The organism is Pseudomonas sp. OV226 (assembly GCF_003148705.1).
In the GTDB taxonomy this organism is placed as follows: domain Bacteria; phylum Pseudomonadota; class Gammaproteobacteria; order Pseudomonadales; family Pseudomonadaceae; genus Aquipseudomonas.
In genome coordinates, this window is sequence record NZ_QGGS01000009.1 from 167,375 (window position 1) to 188,597 (window position 21,223).

At 57.3% G+C, this 21,223-nt stretch carries 18 protein-coding genes; 16 read left to right on the plus strand and 2 right to left on the minus strand.

All coding sequences use genetic code 11. The annotated features are described in order from the left end of the window. Positions 1–881: 881 nt before the first annotated feature. Positions 882–2,171 carry a citrate synthase gene (gltA, locus tag C7534_RS16975; protein WP_007945132.1) on the minus strand — a complete coding sequence of 430 codons (1,290 nt, stop codon included), beginning with the start codon at positions 2,169–2,171 and terminating at the stop codon, positions 882–884. 363 nt (positions 2,172–2,534) lie between these two features. Here gltA and sdhC point away from each other — a divergent pair, with 363 nt between their 5' ends. From sdhC to C7534_RS17035, 12 genes are all read left to right on the plus strand, one after another. Beyond that, positions 2,535–2,909, plus strand: a complete 375-nt coding sequence (gene sdhC, locus C7534_RS16980; protein ID WP_015096190.1) for a succinate dehydrogenase, cytochrome b556 subunit — start codon at positions 2,535–2,537, stop codon at positions 2,907–2,909. Next, complete coding sequence (gene sdhD / locus C7534_RS16985) at positions 2,903–3,271, plus strand: succinate dehydrogenase, hydrophobic membrane anchor protein (RefSeq protein ID WP_109786437.1); 369 nt, start codon at positions 2,903–2,905, stop codon at positions 3,269–3,271. Before sdhC ends, sdhD begins: the two co-directional genes overlap by 7 nt. 3 nt (positions 3,272–3,274) lie before the next feature. Beyond that, on the plus strand, positions 3,275–5,047 hold the full coding sequence (gene sdhA, locus C7534_RS16990; protein WP_046032886.1) for a succinate dehydrogenase flavoprotein subunit: 1,773 nt from the start codon (positions 3,275–3,277) through the stop codon (positions 5,045–5,047). Between the two features lie 11 nt (positions 5,048–5,058). Next, a complete protein-coding gene (locus C7534_RS16995; RefSeq protein WP_046032887.1) occupies positions 5,059–5,763 on the plus strand; it encodes a succinate dehydrogenase iron-sulfur subunit in 705 nt (234 codons plus the stop codon). A 262-nt stretch (positions 5,764–6,025) separates the two neighbouring features. Continuing rightward, positions 6,026–8,857 carry a 2-oxoglutarate dehydrogenase E1 component gene (locus C7534_RS17000; protein ID WP_046032888.1) on the plus strand — a complete coding sequence of 944 codons (2,832 nt, stop codon included), beginning with the start codon at positions 6,026–6,028 and terminating at the stop codon, positions 8,855–8,857. Positions 8,858–8,899: 42 nt separating this feature from the next. Continuing rightward, on the plus strand, positions 8,900–10,117 hold the full coding sequence (gene odhB, locus C7534_RS17005; RefSeq protein WP_046032889.1) for a 2-oxoglutarate dehydrogenase complex dihydrolipoyllysine-residue succinyltransferase: 1,218 nt from the start codon (positions 8,900–8,902) through the stop codon (positions 10,115–10,117). Between the two features lie 99 nt (positions 10,118–10,216). After that, entirely contained in the window at positions 10,217–11,653 is a 1,437-nt protein-coding gene (gene lpdA / locus C7534_RS17010) for a dihydrolipoyl dehydrogenase (protein WP_046032890.1), read from the plus strand. A 196-nt stretch (positions 11,654–11,849) separates the two neighbouring features. After that, positions 11,850–13,016: an ADP-forming succinate--CoA ligase subunit beta gene (gene sucC, locus C7534_RS17015; RefSeq protein ID WP_007898980.1), complete on the plus strand. Its 1,167-nt coding sequence runs from the start codon at positions 11,850–11,852 to the stop codon at positions 13,014–13,016. Next, on the plus strand, positions 13,016–13,897 hold the full coding sequence (sucD, locus tag C7534_RS17020) for a succinate--CoA ligase subunit alpha (protein ID WP_109786438.1): 882 nt from the start codon (positions 13,016–13,018) through the stop codon (positions 13,895–13,897). Before sucC ends, sucD begins: the two co-directional genes overlap by 1 nt. Before the next feature lie 396 nt (positions 13,898–14,293). Further along, a complete protein-coding gene (brnQ, locus tag C7534_RS17025) occupies positions 14,294–15,607 on the plus strand; it encodes a branched-chain amino acid transport system II carrier protein (protein WP_046032892.1) in 1,314 nt (437 codons plus the stop codon). Positions 15,608–15,839: 232 nt separating this feature from the next. Further along, positions 15,840–16,577, plus strand: a complete 738-nt coding sequence (locus tag C7534_RS17030) for a DUF599 domain-containing protein (RefSeq protein ID WP_046032893.1) — start codon at positions 15,840–15,842, stop codon at positions 16,575–16,577. Continuing rightward, entirely contained in the window at positions 16,577–16,978 is a 402-nt protein-coding gene (locus C7534_RS17035) for an MAPEG family protein (RefSeq protein WP_109786439.1), read from the plus strand. The genes C7534_RS17030 and C7534_RS17035 overlap by 1 nt, the downstream gene beginning before the upstream one ends. Before the next feature lie 68 nt (positions 16,979–17,046). Here the strand turns inward: C7534_RS17035 and C7534_RS17040 are convergent, their stop codons facing one another. After that, entirely contained in the window at positions 17,047–17,280 is a 234-nt protein-coding gene (locus tag C7534_RS17040; protein ID WP_046032895.1) for a hypothetical protein, read from the minus strand. 157 nt (positions 17,281–17,437) lie between these two features. Between C7534_RS17040 and C7534_RS17045 the strand changes: the two genes are divergently transcribed. The 4 genes from C7534_RS17045 (at position 17,438) to C7534_RS17060 (ending at position 21,144) form a co-directional block, all read left to right on the plus strand. Continuing rightward, positions 17,438–17,914 carry a PaaI family thioesterase gene (locus C7534_RS17045; RefSeq protein WP_046032896.1) on the plus strand — a complete coding sequence of 159 codons (477 nt, stop codon included), beginning with the start codon at positions 17,438–17,440 and terminating at the stop codon, positions 17,912–17,914. Continuing rightward, positions 17,911–18,363: a PaaI family thioesterase gene (locus tag C7534_RS17050; protein ID WP_046032897.1), complete on the plus strand. Its 453-nt coding sequence runs from the start codon at positions 17,911–17,913 to the stop codon at positions 18,361–18,363. Before C7534_RS17045 ends, C7534_RS17050 begins: the two co-directional genes overlap by 4 nt. A gap of 80 nt (positions 18,364–18,443) precedes the next feature. Further along, positions 18,444–20,348 (plus strand): molecular chaperone HtpG, encoded by a 1,905-nt coding sequence (gene htpG / locus C7534_RS17055; protein WP_109786456.1) that lies wholly within the window; start codon positions 18,444–18,446, stop codon positions 20,346–20,348. A gap of 67 nt (positions 20,349–20,415) precedes the next feature. Continuing rightward, positions 20,416–21,144 carry a dienelactone hydrolase family protein gene (locus C7534_RS17060; protein WP_109786440.1) on the plus strand — a complete coding sequence of 243 codons (729 nt, stop codon included), beginning with the start codon at positions 20,416–20,418 and terminating at the stop codon, positions 21,142–21,144. The last annotated feature ends 79 nt before the right edge of the window (positions 21,145–21,223 follow it).

A 21,223-nucleotide genomic window follows, 5' to 3' on the forward strand; every position in this document is an offset into this window, starting at 1 on the left:
TTCAGTGGTAATTATGTAAGTTGCGTAAAATATGAATGCCCTGGTCGAGAGATCGGGGCATTTTTTATTGGGCGGTTATCGGTCTGAATTTGGTTTTTTGTCGAGGCGGCCTGATAGCCGGCCTGTGTTTTTGTTGATTGAGTACATATCCGTTGTTGCGGTAATGGCGGCTTAGGGTTTCGCCCTTACGGCGAGTCACTTTTAACAAACGCCTTAAAAGTAACCAAAAGCGCTCGCCCCGAGCGTCCGGCCCCTCGCTAAGGCTCGGCGTTCCTTCGCTCCGGTATCCCTCCGGGGACACTGCCCTCCGGTCGGCTTCGCTTCGACCTACATGCAGCGTGTTCGACTGCGTCGAACGGCGCTGCGCGCCACTCCCCGGATGAACACCTCTACTCAGCCTCCCGAAGGGGCGGGTGGATCAAGATCAAAAGCTGTAGGCGAGCTAACGCTCGGCCTGATGAGTGGTGAGGGGCAACAGCGGATGTGTGTTGTTTTGCTTTTTGTGGGAGCGGGCTTGCCCGCGATGGCGGCCTGCCAGCCGACCAGCCTTTTGCAGATGTACTCATTCCCTGTAGGAGCCGGGCTTGCCCGCGATTGCGGCCTGACAGCCGGCCAGCCTTTTGCAGATGTACTCATTCCCTGTAGGAGCATGGCTTGCCGGCGATGGCGGCCTGCCAGCCGACCCATCTCTAACAGATGTGTAGGATGATCGTTCCCACGCTCTGCGTGGGAATGCTGCCGGGGATGCTCTGCGTCCCGCTTTTTCCGGCGCGGCGAGGAGGGTGGTGGGATGAGGACTTTCAAAGCGCACAAACAAAAACGGCCTCTATATAAATAGAGGCCGTTTCCGGTGCAGTTAAGACGTTATCGCAAGACAGGTCTTATTTGCGGTCTTCCAGCTTGGTGATGTCACGCGACTCGTAGCCGGTGTACAGCTGGCGCGGGCGGCCAATCTTGTACGGGCTGGAGAGCATTTCTTTCCAGTGGGAGATCCAGCCAACAGTCCGCGCCAGGGCGAAGATAACGGTGAACATGCTGGTTGGAATGCCGATCGCCTTGAGGATGATCCCCGAGTAGAAGTCGACGTTCGGGTACAGCGAGCGTTCGATAAAGTACGGGTCGGTCAGGGCGATCTCTTCCAGGCGCATGGCCAGTTCGAGCTGCTTGTCGTTCTTGATGCCCAGTTCTTTCAGTACTTCGTCGCAGGTCTGCTTCATCACGGTGGCGCGTGGGTCGCGGTTTTTGTAAACCCGGTGACCGAAGCCCATCAGTTTGAACGGATCGTTCTTGTCCTTGGCCTTGGCGATGTACTTGTCGATGTTCGATACATCGCCAATTTCATCCAGCATGGTCAGAACGGCTTCGTTCGCACCGCCGTGGGCAGGGCCCCACAGTGCAGCGATGCCGGCGGCGATACAGGCGAACGGGTTGGCACCCGAAGAACCGGCCAGGCGTACGGTTGACGTCGATGCGTTCTGCTCGTGGTCGGCATGGAGGATGAAAATCCGGTCCATGGCCTTGGCGAGCACCGGGCTGATCGGTTTGATCTCGCACGGGGTGTTGAACATCATGTGCAGGAAGTTTTCCGCGTACGTCAGGTCGTTGCGCGGGTACATCATGGGTTGGCCCATGGAGTACTTGTAAACCATTGCTGCCAGGGTCGGCATCTTGGCAACCAGGCGGATCGCAGAGATTTCGCGATGCTGCGGGTTATTGATGTCGAGGGAGTCGTGGTAGAAGGCGGAAAGCGCGCCGACTACACCGCACATGACGGCCATTGGGTGGGCGTCGCGACGGAAGCCGTTGAAGAAGGTCTTCAACTGCTCGTGAACCATGGTGTGGTTCTTGACGGTACTGACGAACTGGGCCTTCTGTTCTGCGGTCGGCAATTCGCCGTTGAGCAGCAGGTAGCAGGTTTCCAGGTAGTCCGACTTTTCAGCCAGTTGTTCGATCGGGTAACCGCGGTGCAGCAGAATGCCGTTGTCGCCGTCGATATAGGTGATCTTCGACTCGCAGGAGGCTGTCGACATGAAACCAGGGTCAAAGGTGAAACGGCCCGTGGCCGTCAGGCCCCGAACATCGATAACATCGGGACCAACGGTGCCGGTTAAAATGGGCAGCTCGACGGGGGCTGCGCCCTCGATGATCAACTGCGCTTTTTTGTCAGCCATGTGGCCTCCTATTTATGCTTGAAATCATCAGACAGACCCCCCACGCAGGGCCCGCACCACTATAGTGAGATAAATTCGAATGTCAATTTGCCTAAAGTCTTGCTCCAGAAGGCTTTAACCGGACTTTTTCCTCGAAATTGACTGCCATTTACGCCTTTTATCCAACTTGTGCAATCAGCTATTAGGGGAAGGTGAACGCGTTGTCATTAGTAGCCTAACTGTCTATACTCGGCCACCGACCGCCAGGGGCTTTTGGGCCTGCTTTATTGGGGGTCGCATCCCTGGGTGGTGGTTACCTGACCAGTGCACTCCCCAACAACTTTGCCCTGATTGTTAGGGGCTCTTCAGTGTGAAAAAAAAGCCGTGAAAAGCCAACGACCTGTAAACCTAGACCTAAGGACCATCAAACTCCCCATCACCGGCGTTACGTCGTTTCTTCACCGTGTTTCCGGCATCATCCTCTTCCTGGGCCTTGGCTTCATGCTTTATGCATTGGGCAAATCCCTGGGTTCCGAGGAAGGTTTTGCCGAGGTGAAGGCATGCTTGACCAGCCCGCTGGCCAAGTTCGTAGCATGGGGCCTCCTGTCCGCTCTTCTGTATCACCTGGTAGCCGGTGTGCGCCACTTGATCATGGATATGGGCATCGGCGAGACGCTTGAAGGCGGCCGCCTGGGCTCGAAAATTATCATCGCCGTTTCCGTGGTGTTGATCGTTCTGGCAGGAGTTTGGATATGGTAACCAGCGTTACGAACCTTTCGCGTTCGGGCCTCTATGACTGGATGGCACAACGTGTGTCTGCGGTTGTTCTCGCGGCTTATTTCATCTTCCTGATCGGATACCTCGCGGCGAATCCGGGCATTGGCTACGGCCAATGGCATGGCCTGTTCGCCCACAACGGGATGCGTATCTTCAGTCTGCTGGCCCTTGTGGCCCTGGGCGCACACGCCTGGGTCGGCATGTGGACCATCGCGACCGACTACCTGACGCCAATGGCGCTGGGCAAGTCCGCGACTGCAGTACGTTTCCTTTTCCAGGCAGTATGCGGCGTTGCGATGTTCGCTTACTTCGTCTGGGGTGTGCAGATTCTCTGGGGTATCTGATTCATGGCTAACATTCCAACGATTTCTTTCGACGCCATCATCATTGGTGGTGGCGGTGCCGGCATGCGCGCTGCGCTGCAACTGGCGCAGGGCGGTCACAAGACTGCCGTGATCACCAAGGTTTTCCCGACCCGTTCGCACACTGTATCTGCCCAGGGTGGCATCACCTGCGCCATCGCTTCGGCTGATCCGAACGATGACTGGCGCTGGCACATGTACGATACCGTCAAGGGTTCCGACTACATCGGTGACCAGGACGCTATCGAGTACATGTGTCAGGAAGGCCCGGCTGCCGTTTACGAGCTGGACCACATGGGCATGCCATTCTCGCGTACCGAGCAAGGTCGTATCTACCAGCGTCCATTCGGCGGTCAGTCGAAGGATTACGGTAAAGGCGGGCAGGCTGCTCGTACTTGCGCTGCGTCCGACCGTACCGGTCACGCGCTGCTGCACACCCTTTATCAGGGCAACCTGAAAGCCGGTACCGTGTTCCTGAACGAGTACTACGCTGTCGATCTGGTGAAGAACGGCGAAGGCGAGTTCGTCGGCGTGATCGCCATCTGCATCGAAACCGGCGAAACCACCTACATCCGTGCCAAGGCCACCGTACTGGCTACCGGCGGTGCAGGTCGTATCTACGCGTCCACCACCAACGCCCTGATCAACACCGGTGACGGCGTCGGCATGGCTCTGCGTGCTGGCGTGCCGGTACAAGACATTGAAATGTGGCAGTTCCACCCGACCGGTATCGCCGGCGCTGGTGTACTGGTTACCGAGGGTTGCCGTGGTGAAGGTGGTTACCTGATCAACAAGCACGGCGAGCGTTTCATGGAGCGTTATGCTCCGAACGCCAAAGACCTTGCAGGTCGTGACGTTGTTGCCCGTTCGATGGTTAAGGAAATCATCGCTGGTAACGGCTGCGGCCCGAATGGCGACCACGTAATGCTCAAACTCGACCACTTGGGCGAGGAAGTGCTGCACAGCCGTCTGCCAGGCATCTGCGAACTGTCCAAGACTTTCGCTCACGTTGACCCGGTTGTTGCTCCGGTTCCGGTTGTTCCGACTTGCCACTATATGATGGGCGGCGTTCCGACCAACATTCACGGTCAGGCAATCACCCAGAACGACGAAGGCGTCGACGAAATCATCCCTGGCCTGTTCGCAGTGGGTGAAGTGGCGTGCGTATCGGTTCACGGTGCCAACCGTCTGGGCGGCAACTCGTTGCTCGACCTGGTGGTATTCGGCCGCGCTGCCGGCCTGCACCTGGAAAAAGCACTGACCGACGGTATCGAATACGACGACGCCACCGACGCCGACATCAATGCGGCCCTGGCGCGTCTGTCTGCTCTGAACGAGCGTACCGAAGGCGAAGACGTGGCAACCCTGCGTCGCGAGCTGCAAAACTGCATGCAGAACTACTTCGGTGTATTCCGTACTGGCGAATACATGCAGAAGGGTATTGCCCAGCTGGCTGACCTGCGCAAGCGCATCGCCAACGTCAAGATCAACGATAAGTCGCAGGCGTTCAACACTGCACGTATCGAAGCTCTGGAACTGCAGAACCTGCTGGAAGTGGCTGAAGCTACTGCCATCGCTGCCGAAGTACGTAAAGAGTCCCGCGGTGCTCACGCCCGTGAAGACTTCGAAGACCGTGACGACGAAAACTGGCTGTGCCACACCCTGTACTTCCCGGGTGACAAGCGCGTGACCAAGCGTGCTGTGAACTTCTCGCCGAAGACTGTTCCGACTTTTGAACCTAAGATTCGGACTTATTAAGGGTGGCCGCCATGTTGAAAGTCAGCGTTTATCGTTACAACCCTGATCAGGACGCTGCGCCGTTCATGCAGGAATTCTCGGTCGATACCGGTGGTAAAGACCTGATGGTGCTGGACGTGCTGGCCCTGATCAAAGAGCAGGACGAAGGTTTCTCCTATCGTCGCTCTTGCCGTGAAGGTGTATGCGGTTCCGACGGCATGAACATCAACGGCAAAAACGGTCTGGCGTGCGTTACGCCGCTGTCCGCCGTCGTAAAAGGTAACAAGTTGATCGTTCGTCCTCTGCCAGGTTTGCCGGTTATCCGTGACCTGGTCGTCGATATGAGCATCTTCTACAAGCAATACGAGAAGGTTAAGCCTTACCTGCAGAACGACACGCCGGCTCCGGCCATCGAGCGTCTGCAGTCCCCTGAAGAGCGTGAAAAGCTTGACGGTCTGTACGAGTGCATCCTGTGCGCTTGCTGCTCGACTTCTTGCCCGTCCTTCTGGTGGAACCCGGACAAGTTCCTGGGTCCAGCTGCTCTGCTGCAAGCTTATCGCTTCCTGGCAGACAGCCGCGACACCAAGACTTCCGAGCGTCTGGCTTCGCTGGATGACCCGTTCAGCGTATTCCGCTGCCGCGGGATCATGAACTGCGTCAACGTTTGTCCGAAAGGCCTGAACCCGACTAAGGCCATCGGTCACATTCGTAACATGCTTCTGCAAAGCGGCGTGTGATTCAGCTGTTGTACCCGTAAGACCGCTGTACCCGTAGATGCTACGGCGCAGGCTTCAACCGGCGCCGTAGTTTTAACCTGAGCAGCAGCTCACAAAGCTGCAGCTCTTATTTTGAAGAAATGAGACAAGCAGGGGCATCCGGGCTGGTACCCGGACTATCAGCGTGATCCTAAGTGGCTTGTTTTGGTCGCTGCATTCGGACTTCTGCAAGTTTGCTCGGTGTCGACGCCGGTGGTGTTCCCCTAACCGAGGGTGACCAAGCATGCAAGAAAGCGTGATGCAGCGCATGTGGAACAGCGCCTACCTGTCCGGTAGTAACGCTGCCTATGTGGAAGAGCTTTACGAGCTCTACCTGCACGACCCTAACGCTGTGCCAGAAGAGTGGCGCACCTACTTCCAGAAGTTGCCTGCTGACGGCAACACTGCCACCGATGTTTCGCACTCCACAATTCGCGATCATTTCGTCTTGCTGGCAAAGAACCAGCGCCGCGCCCAACCGGTTTCCGCCGGCAGCGTGAGCAGTGAGCACGAGAAGAAGCAAGTTGAAGTGCTGCGATTGATCCAGGCCTACCGTATGCGTGGCCACCAGGCAGCCCAGCTTGACCCGCTGGGGCTGTGGCAGCGTCCTGCACCTGCAGACCTGTCAATCAATCACTACGGCTTGACCAATGCCGATCTTGATACGACCTACCGTGCCGGCGACCTGTTCATCGGCAAAGAGGAGGCGAGCCTACGCGAAATTCACGAAGCGTTGCAGCAGACATATTGCCGCACCATCGGCGCTGAATTTACGCATATCACCGATTCCGAGCAGCGCCAGTGGTTCCAGCAGCGTCTGGAAAGCGTGCGCGGTCGTCCGACGTACTCCGCTGACATCAAGAGCCACTTGCTTGAGCGCGTGACCGCCGGCGAAGGCCTGGAAAAATACCTGGGCACCAAATACCCGGGTACCAAGCGTTTCGGTCTGGAAGGCGGCGAAAGCCTGATTCCGATGCTCGACGAACTGATCCAGCGTTCCGGCTCCTACGGCACCAAGGAAATCGTCATCGGCATGGCCCACCGTGGTCGTCTTAACGTGCTGGTCAACACCTTCGGCAAGAACCCGCGCGAGCTGTTCGACGAGTTCGAAGGCAAGAAGAAGGTCGAGCTGGGTTCTGGTGACGTTAAATATCACCAGGGCTTCTCGTCCAACGTGATGACCGCCGGCGGTGAAGTTCACCTGGCCATGGCGTTCAACCCGTCCCACCTGGAAATCGTTTCCCCGGTGGTCGAGGGGTCGGTTCGCGCCCGTCAGGACCGTCGTAACGATCCTACCGGTGAAAAAGTCCTGCCGATCTCCATCCACGGTGACGCTGCGTTCGCAGGTCAAGGCGTGGTCATGGAAACGTTCCAGATGTCGCAGACCCGCGGTTTCAAAACCGGCGGTACCGTGCACATCGTGATCAACAACCAGGTCGGTTTCACCATCAGCAACCCGCTGGACTCGCGTTCCACCGAGTACGCGACTGACGTTGCGAAAATGATCCAGGCACCGATCCTCCATGTGAATGGTGATGATCCGGAAGCTGTATTGTTCGTGACCCAGCTGGCCATCGACTACCGCATGCAGTTCAAGCGTGACGTGGTGATCGACCTGGTCTGCTACCGTCGTCGCGGCCACAACGAGGCCGACGAACCAAGCGGCACCCAGCCGATCATGTATCAGCAGATCACCAAACAGCGCACCACCCGTGAGCTGTATGCCGATCGCCTGACACAGAGCGGTGTGCTGGACGCAGAGCGTGTGCAGTCGAAAATCGACGAATACCGCAACGCACTGGACAACGGTCTGCATGTTGTAAAAAGCCTGGTCAAAGAGCCGAACAAAGAGCTGTTCGTGGACTGGCGTCCGTACCTGGGCCATGCCTGGACTGCGCGTCACGACACTCGTTTCGACCTCAAGACCCTGCAGGAACTGTCCGCCAAGCTGCTGGAAATTCCAGAAGGTTTCGTGGTTCAGCGCCAGGTCGCAAAAATCTACGAAGACCGTCAGAAAATGCAAGCCGGCGGCCTGCCGATTAACTGGGGTTACGCCGAAACCATGGCGTACGCGACCCTGGCGTTCGAAGGTCACCCGATTCGCATGACGGGTCAGGACATCGGTCGCGGTACGTTCTCGCACCGTCACGCTGTCTTGCACAACCAGAAAGACGCGGGTACCTACATCCCGTTGCAAAACCTGTACAACGGCCAGCCACGTTTCGACCTGTACGATTCGTTCCTGTCCGAAGAAGCCGTACTGGCGTTCGAATACGGTTACTCGACCACCACGCCTGATGCGCTGGTGATCTGGGAAGCCCAGTTCGGCGACTTCGCCAACGGTGCCCAGGTGGTTATCGACCAGTTCATCACCAGTGGCGAACACAAGTGGGGCCGTCTCTGCGGTCTGACCATGCTGTTGCCGCACGGTTACGAAGGTCAGGGTCCTGAGCACTCCTCGGCACGTCTGGAGCGTTACCTGCAATTGTGCGCCGAGCACAACATTCAGGTAGCCGTACCGACTACGCCGGCTCAGATCTATCACTTGCTGCGTCGCCAGGTCATTCGCCCGCTGCGCAAGCCATTGATCGTTCTGACTCCGAAGTCGCTGTTGCGCCACAAACTGGCCATCTCGACGCTGGAAGATCTGGCCGAAGGTTCGTTCCAGACCGTGATCCCGGAAATCGATGCTCAAGATCCGAAAAAGGTCGAGCGCATTGTTCTGTGTAGCGGCAAGGTCTACTACGACCTGTTGGAAAAACGCCGTGCCGAAGGTCGTGACGACATCGCCGTCGTGCGTATCGAGCAGCTGTACCCATTCCCTGAGGACGACTTGAAAGAAGTCCTGGCTCCTTACACCAACGCCAAACATGCCGTTTGGTGTCAGGAAGAGCCGATGAACCAGGGTGCCTGGTACTGCAGCCAACACCATTTGCGTCGCAGCATCAGTACCCTCAACAAGTCTCTCGTACTCGAGTACGCGGGCCGTGAGGCTTCTGCTGCACCGGCATGTGGTTATGCATCGATGCACGCCGAACAGCAGGAAAAACTGCTGCAAGACGCCTTTACTGTTTAACGCCTTCGCGCACCTGAAACCGAATTTAAGGACTCACAGATAATGGCTATCGAAATCAAAGCCCCCACTTTCCCGGAATCGGTTGCCGATGGCACCGTTGCCACGTGGCACAAGCAACCGGGCGACGCCGTCAAGCGTGACGAACTGATCGTCGACATCGAAACCGACAAAGTCGTACTGGAAGTTCTGGCTACCGCTGATGGCGTGTTGGGCGCAATCGTCAAGGGCGAGGGCGAGACCGTCCTGTCCGACGAAGTTCTGGGCTCCATCGTAGAAGGCGGCGCTGCAGCCGCTGCTCCTGCTGCCGCTCCGGCCGCTGCACAAGCGGCTGCTCCAGCTGCTGATGGCGAAGACGATCCTGTTGCTGCACCGGCTGCTCGCAAGCTGGCTGAAGAAAACGGCATCAACATCGCTTCCGTTGCCGGCACCGGCAAAGGCGGTCGTGTGACCAAGGAAGACGTAGTAGCCGCTGTCGCTGCCAAGAAAGCCGCTCCGGCTGCCGCGCCTGCCAAGGCTGCTGCCCCGGCTGCCGCTGCTCCTGTGTTCGCCGCCGGCGACCGCGTCGAGAAGCGCGTACCGATGACCCGCGTTCGCGCTACCGTGGCCAAGCGCCTGGTAGAAGCTCAGTCGAACATGGCGATGCTGACCACTTTCAACGAAGTCGACATGACTGAAGTCATGGCCCTGCGTTCGAAGTACAAGGACCTGTTCGAGAAGTCCCACAACGGCGTACGCCTGGGCTTCATGTCGTTCTTCGTCAAGGCCGCTACCGAAGCGCTGAAACGCTTCCCGGCTGTCAACGCGTCGATCGACGGTGGCGACATCGTTTACCACGGCTACGCCGACGTCGGTGTTGCTGTTTCCAGCGACCGTGGTCTGGTTGTACCGGTTCTGCGTAACGCCGAACTGATGAGCCTGGCTGAAATCGAAGGCGGCATCGCCACCTTCGGCAAGAAGGCTCGTGACGGCAAACTGTCGATGGACGAAATGACCGGCGGCACGTTCACCATCACCAACGGTGGTACCTTCGGTTCGATGATGTCGACCCCGATCGTCAACCCGCCGCAAGCGGCTATCCTGGGCATGCACAACATTCTGCAGCGCCCTATGGCGATCAACGGTCAGGTCGTTATCCGTCCGATGATGTACCTGGCTCTGTCTTACGATCACCGTCTGATCGATGGCAAAGAAGCTGTGACCTTCCTGGTTACCATCAAGAACCTGCTGGAAGACCCGGCTCGTTTGTTGCTGGATATCTGATAGAAGCGGCTGCAGGTTTCAAGGTCCAGGCTGCACGAAAGGGCAGTCTGGCTTGAGGCTTGCGGCTTCAAGCTTGCCGCAAAAAAGAGGATTTTTTGAATGTCGCAGAAATTTGACGTAGTAGTGATCGGCGCGGGCCCTGGCGGCTACGTTGCTGCCATCAAAGCAGCCCAGCTGGGTCTCACCACTGCCTGCATCGAGAAGTACACCGACAAGGAAGGCAAACTGGCCCTCGGCGGTACTTGCCTGAACGTCGGCTGCATTCCATCCAAGGCGCTGCTGGACAGCTCCTGGAAGTTCCACGAAGCCCAAGACGGCTTCGCGATCCACGGTATCAACCACGCCGGCGTGACCATGGACGTGCCAGCAATGGTCGGCCGTAAAGCCAACATCGTCAAAGGCCTGACCTCGGGTGTTGCCACCCTGTTCAAGGCTAACGGCGTGACCTCGATCCAGGGCCACGGCAAACTGCTGGCCGGCAAGAAAGTCGAAGTCACCAAGCCTGACGGTTCGGTAGAAATCATTGAAGCCGAGAACGTGATCCTGGCTCCAGGTTCGCGTCCGATCGACATTCCGCCAGCTCCGGTTGACCAGAATGTGATCGTCGATTCGACTGGCGCACTGGAATTCCAGTCCGTACCTAAGCGTCTTGGCGTGATCGGCGCTGGCGTGATCGGTCTGGAACTGGGTTCGGTATGGTCCCGTCTGGGCGCTGAAGTCACTGTTCTGGAAGCCCTGGACACGTTCCTGATGGCTGCCGACGCTGCTGTGTCCAAAGAAGCTTTGAAAACCCTGACCAAACAAGGTCTGGACATCAAACTGGGCGCTCGCGTTACCGGTTCCAAAGTGAACGGCGACGAAGTCGTTGTGAACTACACCGATGCCAAAGGCGAGCAGAACATCACTTTTGACAAGCTGATCGTAGCCGTTGGTCGCCGTCCAGTGACCACTGATCTGCTGTCCGCTGATTGCGGCGTGACCCTGGACGAGCGCGGTTTCGTGCACGTTGACGATCACTGCGCCACCACCGTACCGGGCGTTTACGCTATCGGCGACGTGGTTCGCGGCATGATGCTGGCACACAAGGCCTCGGAAGAGGGCATCATGGTCGTCGAGCGCATCAAGGGCCACAAAGCCCAGATGAACTATGATTTGATCCCGTCTGTTATTTATACTCACCCGGAAATCGCGTGGGTCGGCAAAACCGAGCAGACCTTGAAGGCAGAAGGCGTTGAAGTTAACGTTGGCACCTTCCCGTTCGCAGCCAGTGGCCGTGCCATGGCTGCCAACGATACCGGCGGTTTCGTAAAAGTTATCGCCGATGCCAAGACCGACCGCGTATTGGGCGTCCACGTGATTGGCCCGAGCGCTGCAGAACTGGTTCAGCAGGGCGCGATCGGTATGGAATTCGGCACCAGCGCTGAAGACCTGGGCATGATGGTTTTCTCCCATCCGACCCTGTCTGAAGCCTTGCACGAAGCTGCTCTGGCAGTGAATGGCGGCGCCATCCACATCGCCAACCGCAAGAAGCGTTAAGACAATAAGAAACCACGGCGGAATGGCCCGTCGTGAGCCTTGCATGCAAGACTCACCGCGGAATATCCGCTGGACGCAGTCTTGCGTAGCTGCACCGGATGCCCGGAAAGGCTACGCAAGCAGCAGTCACAGGTGGTGCGGCACTTGAATGAGTGCAGCACCGAATGCGCAGTACCTAACGAAGACGGTAATAAGCATGAATCTTCACGAGTATCAGGGTAAGCAGCTGTTCGCTGAATACGGCCTGCCAGTTTCCACCGGTTATGCAGTAGACACCCCGGAAGCAGCAGCAGAAGCTTGCGACAAAATCGGCGGCACCGAGTGGGTTGTCAAAGCCCAGGTCCACGCTGGTGGTCGCGGTAAAGCGGGCGGCGTAAAGCTGGTTCGCAGCAAAGAAGACGCTAAGGCATTCGCACAGCAGTGGCTGGGCAAGCGTCTGGTGACTTACCAGACTGACGCCAATGGTCAGCCAGTCACCAAGATCCTGGTTGAATCGTGCACTGATATCGCTAAAGAGCTGTACCTGGGCGCTGTCGTTGACCGTTCGAGCCGTCGTATCGTGTTCATGGCTTCCACCGAAGGTGGCGTGGACATCGAGAAAATCGCTCACGACACTCCAGAAAAAATTCTGAAAGCCACTATCGATCCACTGGTTGGCGCTCAGCCATTCCAGGGTCGCGAGCTGGCATTCCAGTTGGGTCTGGAAGGCAAGCAGGTTGCTCAGTTCGCCAAGATCTTCGTAGGTCTGGCCAAGCTGTTCAAGGATCACGACCTGGCTCTGCTGGAAGTGAACCCGCTGGTGATCAAGGCTGACGGCGATCTGCATTGCCTCGATGCCAAGATCAACATCGACGCCAACGCCATGTACCGTCAGCCTAAGCTGAAGACTTTCCACGATCCGTCGCAAGACGATCCGCGCGAAGCGCACGCTGCCAAGTTCGAACTGAACTACGTAGCACTGGAAGGCAACATCGGTTGCATGGTCAACGGTGCTGGCCTGGCCATGGGTACCATGGACATCGTCAACCTGCATGGCGGCAAACCAGCCAACTTCCTCGACGTGGGCGGCGGTGCTACCAAAGAACGCGTTACCGAAGCGTTCAAGATCATTCTGTCCGACACCAACGTCGCTGCAGTATTGGTTAACATCTTCGGCGGCATCGTTCGTTGCGACATGATTGCCGAAGGCATCATCGGCGCTGTGAAAGAAGTCGGCGTGAAAATCCCGGTTGTTGTTCGCCTTGAAGGCAACAACGCTGAGCTGGGCGCTAAAGTACTGGCAGAAAGCGGTTTGAACATCATCGCTGCTACCAGCCTGACCGACGCTGCTCAACAAGTTGTTAAAGCTGCGGAGGGCAAATAATGAGCGTCCTGATCAATAAAGACACCAAAGTTATCTGCCAGGGTATTACCGGTTCGCAAGGTAGTTTCCACACCCAGCAAGCGCTCGAATACGGCACCAAGATGGTTGGCGGCGTAACTCCGGGTAAAGGCGGCACCGAGCACCTGGGTCTGCCAGTGTTCAACACCGTGAAAGATGCTGTAGCTGCCACTGGCGCCACCGCCAGCGTGATCTACGTTCCAGCTCCTTTCTGCAAGGACTCCATCCTGGAAGCAGCATTCGGCGGCATCAAGCTGATCGTTTGCATCACTGAAGGCATTCCTACCCTGGACATGCTGGATGCCAAGGTCAAGTGCGACGAGCTGGGTATCACCCTGATCGGCCCTAACTGCCCAGGCGTGATCACTCCAGGCGAATGCAAGATCGGCATCATGCCAGGTCACATTCACTTGCCAGGCAAGGTCGGTATCGTTTCCCGTTCCGGCACCCTGACCTACGAAGCTGTGAAGCAGACTACTGACGCCGGTTTCGGTCAGTCGACTTGCGTCGGCATCGGTGGTGACCCGATCCCGGGTTCGAACTTCATCGACATCCTGAAGCTGTTCCAGGAAGACCCGAAGACCGAAGCGATCGTGATGATCGGCGAGATCGGCGGTTCGGCTGAAGAAGAAGCGGCTGCCTACATCAAGGCACACGTGACCAAGCCGGTTGTTTCCTACATCGCTGGTGTGACTGCCCCTGCGGGCAAGCGCATGGGCCATGCTGGCGCAATCATCTCTGGCGGCAAAGGCACTGCAGACGAGAAGTTTGCTGCCCTGGAAGACGCAGGCGTTAAAACCGTGCGTTCGCTGGCAGACATCGGCAAGGCTTTGTCCGAGCTGACCGGTTGGGCGATGAAGTAAGCCTCGCGCTTAATTCACGCTTCACCAAACAAAGGCCACCTTCGGGTGGCCTTTGTCGTTTCCGGGTGATCGTCCCCACGCTCTGCGTAGGAACGATCAATCATCGGTTGAACGCCCCAAGTCTTGTGGGAGCGGGCTTGCTCGCGAAGACGGATTTACAGGCATCCACCATTTACATGCATAAACGCGACACAGAAACGTCGCGTATCGGATAGTTCGCCCTCTAACAGTGCGTTTGTCGGGCAAATTCGTTAGGCTACTCGCCATTTTTGCGTTCGCATCCCACAAGGAAGCGTCGCGCTAAACGGGTCAGTCCCATACGGATCGACAGCATTTCCCTCACCCCCAAGGGAAGTCCCTCTCTAAATTCCGATTCAGTAGTGTGGTATTTCCTTAATGAAAGTGTTGAAAGGCCAGGACATCCTGGCACTTGGTTTTATGACGTTTGCCCTGTTTGTCGGGGCTGGCAACATCATCTTCCCGCCTATCGTCGGTTTGCAGTCCGGGCCTAATGTCTGGATGGCGGCGCTGGGCTTTCTGATCACCGCAGTCGGTTTGCCGGTGGTCACGGTGGTTGCGCTGGCAAAAGTCGGCGGGGCAATGGATGCCCTGAGCAGTCCTATCGGCAAAATCGCCGGTGGCCTGCTGGCTGCCGCGTGCTACCTCGCCGTCGGCCCGTTGTTCGCGACACCACGTACCGCTACCGTATCGTTCGAAGTAGGCCTGGCGCCGTTGACCGGCGAGAGCCCGTTGGCGTTGTTTATCTACAGTGCCGTGTACTTCCTTGTGGTGTTCTTCATCTCGCTCTATCCGGGCCGTTTGCTGGATACCGTCGGACGTTTCCTCGCGCCGCTGAAGATCATCGCCCTGGCCGCGCTTGGTATCGCCGCGTTTGCATTGCCTGCCGGTGATATCGGCATGGCCACGCCTGAATATGTGGCGGCACCGTTCTCTCAGGGCTTCATCAATGGTTACTTGACCATGGATACCCTGGGCGCGCTGGTGTTTGGCATTGTCATCGTCAACGCGATCCGTTCCCGCGGTGTGGAATCGCCGGCGCTGATTACCCGTTACGCGATCATTGCCGGCCTGATTGCCGGCGTGGGCCTGGCGCTGGTTTATGTCAGCCTGTTCCGCCTCGGTTCGGGCAGCCATGAAGTGGCCGCCGGTGCAACCAACGGCGCGGCCGTGTTGCACGCCTACGTTCAACACACCTTCGGTTCGTTGGGCAGTGGTTTCCTGGCGGTGCTGATCTCGCTGGCCTGCCTGGTGACGGCGGTCGGCCTGACCTGTGCCTGCGCCGAGTACTTCAGCCGCGTGTTGCCACTGTCCTACAAGACCCTGGTCATCATCCTGGCGGCGTTCTCCTTGCTGGTGTCCAACCTGGGACTCACCAAGCTGATTGCGTTCTCGATCCCGGTACTGACCGCGATTTATCCGCCGTGCATCGCCCTGGTGGCGCTGAGCTTCTGCAAGGACTTCTGGCATGAGCAGGGCCGCATTGTCGGTCCGGTGATGCTGGTGTCGTTCATCTTCGGCCTGATCGACGCGCTCAAGGGCGCCGGTCTGGCAGACTGGATGCCGACTCAGCTGTCCCATTTGCCGCTGAGCGAGCAGGGCCTGGCGTGGCTGGTGCCATCGGTCATGACCCTGGTCGTCGCAGTGGTTTGCGATCGTCTGCTGGGCAAGCGCGAAGAAGTGCTGGCTTAAGTCGCGCAATGGCCCGCCACAAGCGGGCTGTTACGCTGAAACAAAAATGCCCCGTATCAATCGATACGGGGCATTTTTTATGGGCGTCAGGCAGTGTCTTTTTCCTTGAGCTAACGTCGAAGCACTACCTGTAGGAGCAAGGCTTGCCCGCGATGGCGATTTCCAAGGCCCTATCGCGGGCAAGCCTTGCTCCTACGGGGATTACCAATGCCAACGTCTCACAAGGAATTGCATGTCGTTCATCCACGCCAACCTGATCCACATCCTCGCCGCGCTCTGGTTTGTCATCTGCTGGGGTGGTTACACCCGCTATGCCTCGTGGAAGGGCCGCGACACCGCGTGCCTGGCCAGTGTGTTGCACCTTTACCGGGAAGACTGGATGCGTCGCATGTTGCTGCGCGATAACCGCATTGCCGACGCCAGTGTGATCGGCAACCTGGAGCGCAACGCTTCGTTCTTTGCCTCCAGCACATTGATTATCCTGGCGGGTATTTTGACGGTACTCGGTGCTTCCGAAAGAGCAGTGTCGTTACTGGCGGATATCCCGATGGTGCAGCAGGCGTCCCAGGGCATGTCCGAAATCAAGTTGCTGTGCCTGGCAATGGTGTTTGTCTACGCGTTCTTCACGTTCAGCTGGTGCATGCGTCAGTACAACTTTGCGGCGATCCTGATTGGCTCGGCGCCGATGGTGGGTGAGCGCCATGTGTCCGAACAGGAGCGCAAAGCCTTTGCTGCCCGAGCGGCTCGCGTTATCTCGATGGCGGCGAACCAGTTCAACTTTGGCCTGCGTTCCTATTACTTCGGCATGACCATGCTGGCCTGGTTTGTCAGCCCGTGGTTGTTCATGTTGATGAGTGCCGGCGTGGTGCTGGTGTTGTATCGCCGGGAATTCCATTCCGACGTGCTCGACGTGATGGTCTATACCCCTACAGAGGCACCCTTGCCTGAGGCGAACAAAGAGGCCGCTTGATGAGTATTCCGTTCTGGTGTGTGTTTATCAGCGCACTACTGATTTACGTGGCCCGCATGCCGGTGGCCAAGGCGATGAAAGAGCAGGGTGGTTACAACAATCACTCGCCACGCCAGCAACAGGCACAACTTACCGGTTTCGGCGCCAGGGCGGTGGCTGCGCATCAAAACTGTTTTGAGGCATTCATATTGTTTGCGGTGGGCGTGTTGATGGCGCACACCACACAAACTGCAGGATGGTTGATCGATGTGTTGGCGATCATTTTTGTGATCACACGTGTTATTTACTTGCTGTGTTACTGGGGGGATTTGGCCTGGCAGCGCAGTCTGGTCTGGTTTGTGGGTTTCGTCCGTTCGTTGTTACTGATGATTAGTCCGACTTTTAGAAGCGTTTTGCTCTAACGCAGCAAATCACAAATAAAAGAAAACCCGCACTTGGCGGGTTTTCTTTTGTCACGCTAAAAACTGTTTTAGTTTTTAGGTGCTTCTTTTGCGGCAGCTTCGTTCGATTCAGCCTGAGCTTTGGCAGCTTCGGCGTTTTCTTTTGCCGCGTCGTTCACTTTATCCTGAGCTTTGCTCATATCTTGCTGAGCTTGCTCAGCATGTTTGGCAGCATCTTGAGCTTTGTCCTCGGATTTTTTATCGCAGGCAGCGAGACCGAGGGTAGCGGTCAACATCAAGGCAATAGCTAAAGTCTTACGCATGGGGTGTTTCTCCTTATGGAAATAACTACTGGCCTTTCGAGCACGCTCCATAGCGTTAAGTTCCTCAATTCGTTCAGATATATAAGTTTGTTAGGTGATGGAACTTTTCCCCGCTGACGAGCTACTTTGACCGAACATTAAGAAGAGTTTTAAACACATGGCCGAAAACCCCGTTTTTGAGCGTGCGACGCGATTCCTGTCGGCGCTGCGTCATTGTCAGGTCCTCGGGCTGCGGGTTCACAGCGCCAGCAGTGACGGACTAACGGTCATCTTGCCTTACAGTCCGCAAATCGTGGGGAATCCAGAAACCGGTGTCATTCATGGCGGGGCGTTGACATCGTTGATGGATACCGCGTGCGGTATGTCGACACTGTGTGTGCTGCCCGAATTCGAAGTCTGCCCGACCCTCGATTTGCGCATCGATTACATGCATGCCGCCGAGCCACATAAAGATGTCTACGGCTTTGCCCAATGCTATCGGGTGACCACTGACGTGATCTTCGCTCGCGGCTTTGCCTATCAGGATGATCCCGAGCAACCTATCGCTCATGTTGTCGGTACATTCATGCGCATGGGCAAAGGCATTAAGGGCACCAAAAGTTTTGGCGGCGCGATTGCCGGAGGTGCGCAATGACGGACGCTTTCAAGGAACAACTTCAACTGGCCCATGAGCAGGGTGACTACGCCTCGCTGCTGCACCTGATTCCTTACGCCAAACTGATCGGCGTCGAATGTTCGCGGGTAGGGGATGACCTGCTGTTTCGCCTGCCGGCCAACAAGGACAACATTGGCAACCCTTTATTGCCGGCGATTCATGGCGGCGTGATCGCCGGGTTCATGGAACTCTCGGCTGCGCTGCACTTGCTGATTTTTACCGGCTCACCGGGTGTGCCGAAAATCATCGACTTCTCCCTCGACTACCTGCGCGCCGGGCAGTTTCGCGATACCTGGGCCAAATGTCAGGTTTGCCGGCAGGGGCGCCGGGTCGCCAACGTGGCCGTGACGGCCTGGCAAAGCACCGAATCCGAGCCCATTGCCACGGCCCGCGCGCATTTCAAAATTGAAGAGCCCTTGAAATCCTGAACACAGCCCCCAACTCTGATGACATCCCGCCGCCGACCCTCAAGGTCGCGGCTTAGCCATCTGATTGGAGTTTGATGACCATGAGTGTGGAAACTCAAAAGGAAACCCTGGGCTTCCAGACCGAGGTGAAGCAGCTGCTGCACCTCATGATCCATTCGCTGTATTCCAACAAGGAAATTTTCCTTCGCGAATTGATCTCGAACGCCTCTGACGCTGTCGACAAATTACGTTTCGAAGCCCTGTCCAAGCCTGAGTTGCTGGAAGGTGGCGCCGAACTGAAAATCCGTGTGAGCTTCGACAAAGACGCCAAAACCGTCACCCTCGAAGACAACGGCATTGGCATGACCCGCGAAGACGCGATCACCCATCTGGGCACTATCGCTAAATCCGGTACCGCCGATTTCATGAAACACCTGTCCGGCGATCAGAAGAAAGATTCGCACCTGATCGGCCAGTTCGGTGTGGGTTTCTACTCTGCATTCATCGTCGCCGACAAAGTCGACGTGTTCAGCCGTCGTGCCGGTGATGCGGCCAGCGAAGGCGTGCACTGGTCGTCCAAGGGCGAAGGCGATTTCGAAGTCGCCACCGTTGAGAAAGCCGAGCGCGGCACTCGCATCGTCCTGCACCTGAAGTCCGGTGAAGACGAATTCGCCGATGGCTGGCGTCTGCGCAACATCATCAAGAAGTACTCCGACCACATCGCGCTGCCGATCGAGTTGCCCAAGGAAGCGGCCGCCGCAGAAGGCGAAGAGCAGCCAGCCGTTGAGTGGGAAACCGTCAACCGTGCCAGCGCCCTGTGGACTCGTCCTCGCACTGAAGTGAAAGACGAGGAATACCAGGAGTTCTACAAACACGTCGCTCACGATTTCGAGAACCCGCTGAGCTGGAGCCACAACAAGGTCGAAGGCAAGCTCGAATACAGCTCGCTGCTGTACGTGCCGGCCCGTGCTCCGTTCGATCTGTACCAGCGTGAAGCGCCGAAAGGCCTGAAGCTGTACGTGCAACGCGTGTTCGTGATGGACCAGGCTGAGTCGTTCCTGCCGCTGTATCTGCGCTTCATCAAAGGCGTGGTCGATTCCAACGACCTGTCGCTGAACGTGTCGCGGGAAATCCTGCAGAAAGACCCGATCATCGATTCGATGAAGTCGGCGCTGACCAAGCGCGTTCTGGACATGCTGGAAAAACTGGCGAAGAACGAGCCTGAGCAATACAAGAGCTTCTGGAAGAACTTCGGTCAGGTCATGAAAGAAGGCCCGGCAGAAGACTTCGCCAACAAAGAGAAAATCGCTGGCTTGCTGCGTTTCGCCTCGACCAATGGTGAGGAAGGCGAGCAAGTGGTTGGCCTGGCCGAATACCTGGCTCGCGCCAAGGAAGGTCAGGACAAGATTTACTACCTGACCGGCGAAACCTACGCGCAAGTCAAAAACAGCCCGCACCTGGAAGTCTTCCGCAAGAAAGGCATCGAAGTGCTGCTGCTGACCGATCGTATCGACGAGTGGCTGATGAGCTACATCAACGACTTCGACGGCAAGAGCTTCGTTGACGTGGCGCGCGGTGACCTCGACCTGGGCAATCTGGACTCGGAAGAGGACAAGAAAGCCGCAGAAGAAGTCGCCAAGTCCAAAGAAGGTCTGGTTGAGCGTCTGAAAACCGCACTGGGTGACTCGGTTGCTGAAGTACGGGTTTCCCACCGTTTGACCGATTCCCCGGCGATTCTGGCCATCGGCGAGCAGGACCTGGGCATGCAAATGCGTCAGATCCTGGAAGCCAGCGGTCAGAAGGTTCCGGACTCGAAGCCGATCTTCGAATTCAACCCGGCCCACCCACTGATCGAGAAGCTCGACAACGAGCAGAGCGAGGAGCGTTTCGGCGACCTGTCGCACATTCTCTTCGATCAGGCGGCACTGGCTGCCGGTGACAGCTTGAAAGACCCGGCCGCCTACGTGCGCCGTCTGAACAAGCTGCTGGTTGAACTGTCGGTTTAACTGCGTTGTAAAAAAACCCGCTTCGGCGGGTTTTTTTCATTCTGGTGCCTTTTGCTGGGAGAGAGTCATGAGTCAAATCACTGTTCGTTCAGTCGTTTATCAAATTGATGGCCACTCGTATGAAAGCCGCCTGGCTTTCGACGCCGACCACAAAGGCCCGCGCCCGGGCTTGCTGATGGCGCCGAACTGGATGGGTGTGAGCGCCGGGGCCGAAGTGATTGCCAAGACGGTGGCGTCCAAGGGGTACGTGGTGCTGATCGCGGATGTGTACGGTCAGTCGGTTCGCCCTCAGAACGGCGACGAGGCGGGCGCGGCAATGATGCCGCTCAAACATGACCGTCCGTTGTTGCGCAAACGCCTGCAGGCGGCGTTTGAACAACTGAAAAATCAGGACGAGGTGGCGGTCGATACCTCGAAACTGGCGGCATTCGGTTTTTGCTTCGGTGGTTGCTGCGCCCTGGACCTGGCACGCACGGGGGCACCGTTGAAAGCGGCGGTGTCGTTCCATGGCACGCTGGACTCGCCAAATCCGGCGGATGCCAAAAACATCAAGGGCTCGGTGCTGGTGCTGCACGGTGCCGCCGATCCATTGGTGCCCAAGGAGCAACTGCCGGCATTCGAAGCGGAAATGAATGCGGCGGGTGTGGACTGGCAATTGCTGAGCTACGGCGGGGCGGTGCATTCCTTTACCGATCCGCATGCCAATGTGCCAGGCATGATGATGTACGACGCGAAGATCGCTGCACGGGCGTTTACGTCGATGCACAATTTGCTGGATGAAGTGTTTAAAGGCTGACCACTGATTTTCGGATCGTTCCCACGCTCTGCGTGGGAACGCCTCTAGGGACGCTCTGCGTCCAGTGACGCGGAGCGTC

Excerpts from the sequence above, each read along its gene's own strand:
- sdhA (WP_046032886.1), top strand. The coding sequence starts at position 3,275 with ATGGCTAACATTCCAACGATTTCTTTCGACGCCATCATCATTGGTGGT.
- C7534_RS17050 (WP_046032897.1), top strand. The coding sequence starts at position 17,911 with ATGACGGACGCTTTCAAGGAACAACTTCAACTGGCCCATGAGCAGGGT.
- sucC (WP_007898980.1), top strand. The coding sequence starts at position 11,850 with ATGAATCTTCACGAGTATCAGGGTAAGCAGCTGTTCGCTGAATACGGC.
- C7534_RS17045 (WP_046032896.1), top strand. The coding sequence starts at position 17,438 with ATGGCCGAAAACCCCGTTTTTGAGCGTGCGACGCGATTCCTGTCGGCG.
- C7534_RS16995 (WP_046032887.1), top strand. The coding sequence starts at position 5,059 with ATGTTGAAAGTCAGCGTTTATCGTTACAACCCTGATCAGGACGCTGCG.
- sdhD (WP_109786437.1), top strand. The coding sequence starts at position 2,903 with ATGGTAACCAGCGTTACGAACCTTTCGCGTTCGGGCCTCTATGACTGG.
- lpdA (WP_046032890.1), top strand. The coding sequence starts at position 10,217 with ATGTCGCAGAAATTTGACGTAGTAGTGATCGGCGCGGGCCCTGGCGGC.
- C7534_RS17030 (WP_046032893.1), top strand. The coding sequence starts at position 15,840 with ATGTCGTTCATCCACGCCAACCTGATCCACATCCTCGCCGCGCTCTGG.
- sucD (WP_109786438.1), top strand. The coding sequence starts at position 13,016 with ATGAGCGTCCTGATCAATAAAGACACCAAAGTTATCTGCCAGGGTATT.
- C7534_RS17040 (WP_046032895.1), bottom strand. The coding sequence starts at position 17,280 with ATGCGTAAGACTTTAGCTATTGCCTTGATGTTGACCGCTACCCTCGGT.
- C7534_RS17000 (WP_046032888.1), top strand. The coding sequence starts at position 6,026 with ATGCAAGAAAGCGTGATGCAGCGCATGTGGAACAGCGCCTACCTGTCC.
- C7534_RS17060 (WP_109786440.1), top strand. The coding sequence starts at position 20,416 with ATGAGTCAAATCACTGTTCGTTCAGTCGTTTATCAAATTGATGGCCAC.
- htpG (WP_109786456.1), top strand. The coding sequence starts at position 18,444 with ATGAGTGTGGAAACTCAAAAGGAAACCCTGGGCTTCCAGACCGAGGTG.
- odhB (WP_046032889.1), top strand. The coding sequence starts at position 8,900 with ATGGCTATCGAAATCAAAGCCCCCACTTTCCCGGAATCGGTTGCCGAT.
- brnQ (WP_046032892.1), top strand. The coding sequence starts at position 14,294 with ATGAAAGTGTTGAAAGGCCAGGACATCCTGGCACTTGGTTTTATGACG.
- C7534_RS17035 (WP_109786439.1), top strand. The coding sequence starts at position 16,577 with ATGAGTATTCCGTTCTGGTGTGTGTTTATCAGCGCACTACTGATTTAC.
- gltA (WP_007945132.1), bottom strand. The coding sequence starts at position 2,171 with ATGGCTGACAAAAAAGCGCAGTTGATCATCGAGGGCGCAGCCCCCGTC.